The organism is Deltaproteobacteria bacterium (assembly GCA_019309545.1).
GTDB lineage: Bacteria > Desulfobacterota > Desulfobaccia > Desulfobaccales > Desulfobaccaceae > Desulfobacca_B.
Window position 1 is genome coordinate 1 of record JAFDGA010000050.1, and the last position, 7,658, is coordinate 7,658.

At 56.3% G+C, this 7,658-nt stretch carries 10 protein-coding genes; 7 read left to right on the forward strand and 3 right to left on the reverse strand.

Annotated elements, in window-relative coordinates:
- Positions 1-12: 12 nt before the first annotated feature.
- The 6 genes from JRG72_10915 (at position 13) to JRG72_10940 (ending at position 3,972) form a co-directional block, all read left to right on the forward strand.
- A complete protein-coding gene (locus JRG72_10915) occupies positions 13-399 on the forward strand; it encodes a hypothetical protein (GenBank protein MBW2135714.1) in 387 nt (128 codons plus the stop codon).
- An 18-nt stretch (positions 400-417) separates the two neighbouring features.
- Positions 418-1,224 (forward strand): SAM-dependent chlorinase/fluorinase, encoded by an 807-nt coding sequence (locus tag JRG72_10920; protein MBW2135715.1) that lies wholly within the window; start codon positions 418-420, stop codon positions 1,222-1,224.
- Positions 1,225-1,344: 120 nt separating this feature from the next.
- Positions 1,345-2,091: an MBL fold metallo-hydrolase gene (locus tag JRG72_10925; protein MBW2135716.1), complete on the forward strand. Its 747-nt coding sequence runs from the start codon at positions 1,345-1,347 to the stop codon at positions 2,089-2,091.
- Positions 2,092-2,232: 141 nt separating this feature from the next.
- Positions 2,233-2,679 (forward strand): MerR family transcriptional regulator, encoded by a 447-nt coding sequence (locus JRG72_10930; protein MBW2135717.1) that lies wholly within the window; start codon positions 2,233-2,235, stop codon positions 2,677-2,679.
- Positions 2,676-3,230 carry a molybdopterin-guanine dinucleotide biosynthesis protein B gene (mobB, locus tag JRG72_10935; GenBank protein ID MBW2135718.1) on the forward strand — a complete coding sequence of 185 codons (555 nt, stop codon included), beginning with the start codon at positions 2,676-2,678 and terminating at the stop codon, positions 3,228-3,230. The genes JRG72_10930 and mobB overlap by 4 nt, the downstream gene beginning before the upstream one ends.
- A gap of 151 nt (positions 3,231-3,381) precedes the next feature.
- Positions 3,382-3,972 (forward strand): molybdenum cofactor guanylyltransferase, encoded by a 591-nt coding sequence (locus tag JRG72_10940; GenBank protein ID MBW2135719.1) that lies wholly within the window; start codon positions 3,382-3,384, stop codon positions 3,970-3,972.
- Positions 3,973-4,090: 118 nt separating this feature from the next.
- Here the strand turns inward: JRG72_10940 and JRG72_10945 are convergent, their stop codons facing one another.
- Positions 4,091-4,483 carry a hypothetical protein gene (locus tag JRG72_10945; GenBank protein MBW2135720.1) on the reverse strand — a complete coding sequence of 131 codons (393 nt, stop codon included), beginning with the start codon at positions 4,481-4,483 and terminating at the stop codon, positions 4,091-4,093.
- 327 nt (positions 4,484-4,810) lie between these two features.
- Here JRG72_10945 and JRG72_10950 point away from each other — a divergent pair, with 327 nt between their 5' ends.
- Entirely contained in the window at positions 4,811-5,596 is a 786-nt protein-coding gene (locus JRG72_10950) for an MBL fold metallo-hydrolase (GenBank protein ID MBW2135721.1), read from the forward strand.
- Positions 5,597-5,638: 42 nt separating this feature from the next.
- Here the strand turns inward: JRG72_10950 and JRG72_10955 are convergent, their stop codons facing one another.
- A complete protein-coding gene (locus JRG72_10955) occupies positions 5,639-6,433 on the reverse strand; it encodes a tryptophan synthase subunit alpha (protein ID MBW2135722.1) in 795 nt (264 codons plus the stop codon).
- A 63-nt stretch (positions 6,434-6,496) separates the two neighbouring features.
- Positions 6,497-7,658 (reverse strand): tryptophan synthase subunit beta (gene trpB, locus JRG72_10960; protein MBW2135723.1); only part of this gene is annotated, 1,162 nt, incomplete at its 5' end.

A 7,658-nucleotide genomic window follows, 5' to 3' on the forward strand; every position in this document is an offset into this window, starting at 1 on the left:
GAGGGTTGACTCATGTCTGATGTGGTAGAAGTAATAATTTATGACGCGCCAGCGGCCAAAGTCAGCCAGAGCTGCGCCTGCGGCTGCGGTGGGCATGATCATGGCTCCGGATGTGGTTCCCTCGCCGATCCCTTAGAACGGGTGAACATGGAACTCCAGACCCAGGCCCTGGCCCTGACTCTGGAGCGGGCCTTCCCGGGGCAAGTAAAAGTGCGCTATATCAATGTGCTGCGCGATCCTCAGGGGCCGGAACTGACTCAGACCGAGCTTTTGCGCTCGGGGGCCTATCCGCCTCCGCTGGTCTATATTAATGGTCAGGGGCGGTTTGCCGGGGGGCTGCCCGCGGAACGCATCCGGGAAGAAGTAGCCCGGTGCCTAGCCCCGGCCCCGGAAGATTAAATCAGATCAGCTTGAGCGATGGACAGGGCGGGCCAACCTCAGTGGAGTTTGATCACCCTCCTGACTGATTTCGGCTGCCAGGATGGTTATGTCGGGATCATGAAAGGGGTTATCCTGGGGATCAATCCCCAGGTGACTCTGGTGGATCTCAGTCATGATCTGCCGCCCCAAGATGTCATTGGTGCTGCCCTGGTGCTGCAAGCCGCCCATCCTTATTTTCCCCCGGACACCATACACCTGGCAGTCGTTGACCCCGGCGTCGGCACCGCCCGCCGGGGTCTGGCGCTGCGGGTTAGGAACCAGTTCTGGGTGGGGCCGGACAACGGCCTGTTTCATCTGGTCTTAGAGGGCCAGCCCGACTTTCGGGCCGTCGGTCTGGAAAATCCGGCCTACTTTCTCCCCCAGGTTTCGGCTACCTTCCAGGGCCGGGATGTGTTTGCCCCCGTCGCCGCCTATCTCTCCACCGGGGTGCCCCTGGACCGCCTGGGATCGCCGGTCATTGATCCAGTCCCCCTAAATCTGCCGGTACCGGAAATCAGTTCCCGGTGCCTCCGGGGGCAGGTTATCCATGTGGATCACTTCGGCAACCTGATCAGCAATATTCGATTTTCTGATCTGGAAAACTGGCTACAAGGCCGGCCTATAAATTTACAGGTCGGCAACACTCGGATCACCCGACTGGTCAGAACCTATGCCCAGGTTGCGCCGGGGGAACTGATCGCCCTAAAGGGCAGCCACGGTTATCTGGAAATTGCCTGTGCCCAGGGGAATGCTGCCCAGCTGCTAGGCGGGGGGCGACAATTCCCTATAGAGATTTTGGCCTAATCCCCAAAAAGCTTGGCAATGAAATCAAATTACCTTAAATTCCTCTGTTTTTGGCTGTTAATAGGTCTTGGCCCGACACTCATCGGGTGCGGGGCCGATAAATCTTCCGAGGAGGTCGAAATGAGTGCATCATCTGCGGCAAACCCCGTAATTATGGTAACTTTTGACAACAATGCCCATGATCCTCGGTTGGCCACGTCCTGGGGATTTTCTTGCCTGATCCGGGGGCTGGACAAGACCATCCTCTTTGACACCGGCGGCTCCGGCGCTGTTTTGTTGGACAACATGGCCAAAATGGGCCTGGACCCCAATGAGGTCGATCTGGTGGTCCTGTCCCATATCCACGGCGACCACACCGGCGGCCTGGAAGGGTTTCTGCGTCGCCATGCCGAGGTTACAGTATATCTCCCCCAATCCTTTCCCACCTCTTTTAAGGGAGATGTTAAACGCACCGGGGCCAAGATAGTGGAAGTCTCAGGACCTCAACCCATCTGTGCTGGGGCCTTTTCCACCGGCGAAATGGGGTCGGGTTGGGGGGTGACCGAACAATCGCTAGTGCTGCAGACTGCCAAAGGACTGGTAGTGATTACCGGCTGCGCCCATCCCGGCATCGTCAATATCGTCGAAAAGGCCAAGGAAGTGGCCCCCGGCGAGGTCCTCCTGGTCATGGGCGGCTTCCATCTGAGCGGTCACTCTTCGCACGATATCGCCGTAATTATCCAGCGCTTTCTGGAACTGGGGGTGCGTTATGTCGGACCTTGCCATTGCACCGGCATTGCGGCTCAGCAGCAAATGGCCCACGCCTTTGGGGACAAGTATCTGACCATCGGGGTAGGAAGCATCATCGCCATTGCCGAACTTAAGTAAAAGCCAGGGCCGATTATGGGCAAATCGCCAGGCCTGCCCTGATTGCGGAGGATTGAGGATTTGATTTGGCTTGTGGAAAATTACTGGCTATGCTATAAAAATTAACAAGTTTTTAAATAATATGATGTTTAGAACAAATTAATGCCAAAAGATAAATACCACCGGCGAATTAACGGTGGCCTCTATCTGATTAATGATGTCTCGCGGATAGTAAATCTGTCCCAGAAACGCATCCGGGAGTACGAAAAAGAGGGATTCATCAAGCCGATTCGGGAAGAGAGTACCAACAATCGGTTGTATTCAGAATTTGAAATCTCCCAGATCTTGCGGATCAATGACTTGATTCACCACCGCGGCTTTACGGTCGCCAGTCTGAAAAACCTGCTGGTGCTGGCCCCGTGCTGGAATATCTTTGACTGTCAGGTGAAGGAAGAGTGCCCGGCTTACAAAATGCCCTGGCGCCCTTGCTATGAGGTTCGGGAGTATCGGGGCACGGCTTATAACGGTACCTGTGAGCGCTGCGCCATCTATCTCAACCGGGAACTGCGAAAAGACAAGGTCCTGGAGAAGTTGGAATCCCAGAAGTGATTACTTTCCCTGACTTCCCTTCCCCCGACCAGCCCCCCTTTACCGCAGAGGCCTCCCCCATGCTGGTGCCGGCCATTGCACTGGTCGGGCCTTCAAACAGTGGCAAAACCGAGCTGATCTGCCGCCTGCTGACCTGGCTCGGGAGCCGGGGTCTCAAGGTTGCGGCGGTGAAACACAGCCATCGCCGTCTGCCGGTAGATCAGCCCGGCAAAGATACCTGGCGTTTTCATCGCGCCGGAGCCCGGGTCGTGGCCCTGGCCGCCCCGGGGATTTTGCAGGTCACCCAGACCCCTGACCGCGACCCGGAACTAGCCACTGTGCTGGCCGCTCTGGGACCGGACCTCGATTTGATATTAGTAGAAGGCTATAAACATGGGCTGTTGCCCAAGCTGGTCATGGTTCCGGCAGGTGCCTCCCTGGGTGAGTCCCAGAATTATCACCGGATCATTGGCTATATCAGTGAGCAGCCCCTGCCGGCGGAGCAGCCGGTCTTTAGCCCTAGTCAGGTTGCAGAGATTGGCGCCTTCATTCTGGGCCAGACCCAGACATGACCGCACTGGTTAGGAACCTGTGCCCCCAGGGTTTTTTAACAATTTGATCGCAATTCAGCCTTAGTGAAACCATTACAAGAATCCTGTTTTTAGTGAGGAATTTTCGGCAACGAACCCCGAACCCCGAAAACCGAAAACCGAAATCTTTCTAATGGGGGCCATTCTGGCCGGAGGTGAGAGCCGCCGCCTGGGCAAGGACAAGGCGACCCAGAGATTGGCCGGGCGGCCGCTGGCCCAGTGGGTAGCTGCAGCTTTGGCACCCTTGGTCCAGGAATGCTGGCTGATTTCCAATCACCTGCAATTGCACCTGGGTCTGGACCTTCCCCTGGTCACTGACCTCATACCGGGCCGCGGGGTTTTGGGGGGGTTGCTGACCGCCCTGTTTTATGCCCGCCCGCCTTTGGTGCTCTTAGCTCCCTGTGATACCCCCTTCCTGCAGACCGATTTGTTGCGGTATCTGGTGGCCCAGGCTCAGGGAAAAGGCGTGGAGGCGGTGGTCTGCCAGTCCAACCGGGGGCTGGAGCCGCTCCCCGCGGTATTTCGCGGCCGGCTGTTCTCCCGGCTGGAGGCCTTTCTGACCCAGGGCGATTATCGGGTGCGGGAATTTCTGCGCCACTGCCGCACCCGCCTGGTTCCCGCCGAAACCGTGGCCCGGTTTGACCCCCAGGAACAGAGCTTTTTGAATCTCAATACCCCGGCTGAGCTCCGCCAGGCCCAGAGATTGGTAAAAGCGTCAGATTGACGTAATTAGGGCCACAAAATTTTTCTCGGAGCGGGTTGCCGGGTTGTGCTATAGAAAAAAGAGTTTTCGGTTTTCGATAAAGTATCAAGGACAGGGGCGGGAGCATGAATTATCTCTATTACGGCGATAACTTAGAGACCCAAGTTTCGCACCTCTGAATGGGTGAAAAGTAGTTGAAAGAATTAGTGATAGCGTCGAGGTAAGCCCGAAACTGTGGTCCTGGACCACAAAATGGAGTCAGGGTATTTAAAACGGTTTTCAGGAAAGCAACGAGATATTGCCACAGCCGCTCCAAGTACGTGAGTTTTTCGGTCTCTTCTTCCGGTTGGCGGAAGATCTCGCCGATAGTCCGGGACTGCTCGTCGTGTTCCAGGAGGTAGGTAATCAACGCCATGGTCTCAAAAAGGCACGGTATTGGGGCTTGGTCAAACTCAGTATCCAGAGCTTCATGGTGGCTATCGTAGTGAACCTGAAAAGACTGGCCAGACTCGCTTTCCTTGCCGCACCCCAACCCAGATTGGCCTGGACGGCTTAAGGGTCGGAGTTTGGAATAATTATTGCCCAAAAACTTTGGAAATTAGTGTCCAATAGCTAAAATCTGAAAGAGCGAACCAAAACCTGAGATTGATAACGGACTTAAACCCAAAATTGTTCTCGTTTGAGGTTTGCTAATCCCTTCCCAAACACCAAAAAGGGATGTCAAGGGATTAAGCCCTTTTGCAACGGTCTCAAATTATTATCTTATTTTGAAATGAACTACCAAGCAGGCGGAATTCTTTGGAATATTAAAGCAGGCCGATATAAAGTGCCTTATTGATCCGGCTTAACAACACAAATAATGGATTCTGCTTTTATAAAATTCTTGGGGTCTGCCGGGGCCCGGGTTGTAGTAGCCAAGCAGCTACGCTCTTCGGCCGGAGTATATATTGCGGCCCAGGGTCAAAATCTTATCCTGGATCCGGGGCCGGGAACCCTGGTTAGATGCGCCAAATCGAGGCCACCCATTGACGTCACCCAACTAGATGCCCTTATTTTGACCCACGCCCATCTGGATCACTCCAACGATGTCAATATCCTGATCGACGCCATGACCGCGGGAGGTCTGAAAAGGCGGGGAACTCTGTTTGCCCCCCAGGAGTGCCTAGAAGGCGACAAAGCCGTGGTCCTGAGCTATTTAAAGTCATATTTAGAAAAAATTATCGTCTTGACCCCGGAGCAGAATTATCAGATCGGCGAGCTGAAATTTTCCACCTCCCTCAGACACCGGCATCCGGTGGAAACCTATGGGATTAAATTTGATTTTGACGGCCGTCCGGTCGCTTTCCTGGTGGACACCGGATATTTTCCCGGTCTGTTAGAAAGCTATAAAGATTCCTGGATCTTAATAATAAATGTGGTCAGAGCTTATCCCCATAAAAGCGGGGAGGTGATGCATTTATGCCTGGATGAGGTCAGGCAAATCTTAGCGGCAATCCGACCCCGGAAGGCCATCCTGACCCATTTTGGCATGACCATGCTCAAGGCCAAGCCCTGGCAAGTAGCTCAGGAGTTAACCAAAGAATTGGGGATCGAGGTGATCGCCGCCAGCGATGGTCTGAAGTTGGATATTGGAGGAGAGGGCTAGGGCTGTTGAGGCGATCCGGGGGATCGCCCCCAAGTCTTTTCATTATCTCCGTAACGGGGCTTTCAGGTCGGCGATGAAGTCACCGATTTCTTTTACAAGTTCTGGGTTGGGCAACTGGGCGATACGCTGCACGATGGCGCTGCCCACCACCACTCCGTCCACCCAGGGGGCCAGTTGCCGCACCTGCTCCGGTGTCGAAATGCCAAAGCCCACCGCCACCGGGCATTTTACCAGAGTACGCACCTCTTTTAAGGCCTCGATCAGTTCCGGCGGCAGCTCAGTCCGGGCGCCGGTAATGCCGGTGATGCTGACGTAATAGAGAAATCCGCGGGTCAGCTGACCGATAGCCCGGATGCGCTCCGGGCCGCTGGTCGGCGCGGCCAAAAAGATGGCGGCTACCCCTTCCTTTAAAGCCGCGCTGCGCCAGGCTTGGGCCTGTTCGCCGGGCAGATCTGGTATAATGAAGCCGTTCACCCCGAGTTGGGCAGCGTCGCGGGCCAGCCGCTCCAGTCCATATTGCAGAACCGGATTGTAGTAACCCATCAATACCAGCGGGATGTCGGTTTCCCGCCGCAGACGGCCCACCAGGGTCAAGACATCCTCCAGATGGACGCCGTGCTTTAAGGCGCGGACGCAGGCTGCCTGGATAGTGGGCCCATCGGCCAGCGGATCGGAAAAGGGGATGCCCAATTCAATCAGGTCGGCGCCCCGGCGAGCCATCTCTAAGACCAGGGCCCGAGTGGTGTCCAGATCCGGATCCCCGGCGGTGATATAGGGAATCAGGGCGGTTTCACCCTGTTTAGCCAAGCGTTGAAACATCGCAGCAATGCACTTCATTCGCTCTCCGTCACGATTTTCTATATAAAGACAAATAGATAACCTAATAATCTAATAACTTATTTAAACTTCCAAGATTTCGGCCACCGCCTCGACGTCTTTATCCCCCCGGCCGGAAAGATTGATCACGACAATCTCTTCCGGGCGGAACTCGGCCGCGGCTTTCTGGACATAGGCCACCGCGTGGGAGCTCTCCAGGGCCGGTAAGATGCCCTCGGTCCGGGAGAGCAATTTAAAACCCGCCAGGGCCTCCTCATCGGTCACCGCCACATACTGGGCCCGGCCACTATCTTTGAAAAGGCAGTGTTGTGGTCCGACTCCGGGATAGTCCAGCCCGGGGGCCAGGGAATGGGCTTCCTGAATATTGCCCCAGGCATCCTGCAGCAGGTAGCCCAGGGAGCCGTGCAGCACCCCAACGGTCCCAGCTACCAGGGTAGCGGCGTGATGGCCGGATTCCACCCCTTGGCCGGCGGCTTCGACGCCGATGAAGCGCACCGGGTCCTTGACAAAGGGGTAGAATAACCCCATAGCGTTGCTGCCGCCGCCGACACAGGCCACCAGGCAATCGGGCAACCGGCCCGCCACCCGACGCAGTTGGGCCTTGGTCTCCCGGCCGATGACGGCTTGAAAATCCCGCACCAGCATGGGATAAGGATGCGGTCCGGCCACCGAGCCGATGACATAATGGGTATGGCGGACATTGGTGACCCAGTCCCGGATGGCCTCATTCATGGCATCCTTCAGGGTGCAACTGCCCGATTCCACCGGAATCACCCGCGCCCCCAAAAGCTTCATGCGGATGACATTGAGCCGCTGGCGGCGGATATCCTCGGTACCCATGTAAATATCACACTCCATCCCCAACAGAGCGGCGATGGTGGCGGTGGCCACCCCGTGCTGACCGGCCCCGGTCTCGGCAATCAGCCGTTTCTTGCCCATCCGCCGCGCCAGCAGTCCCTGACCCAGGGTATTGTTGATCTTGTGGGCGCCGGTATGGTTGAGATCTTCCCGTTTTAGGTAGATCTGGGGGCCGCCTAAGGCTTCGGTCAGATGCCGGGCATAATACAGGGGTGACGGCCGCCCCACGTAATCTTTGGACAGTGCCGCGAGTTCCTTCTTAAAGGCCGGATCGCGGCGGATGCGGCGATAGGCCTGCTCCAGCTCCAGTAAGGCCGGCATCAGGGTTTCGGGCACGAAGCGCCCGCCGTAAGGGCCGAAATGACCC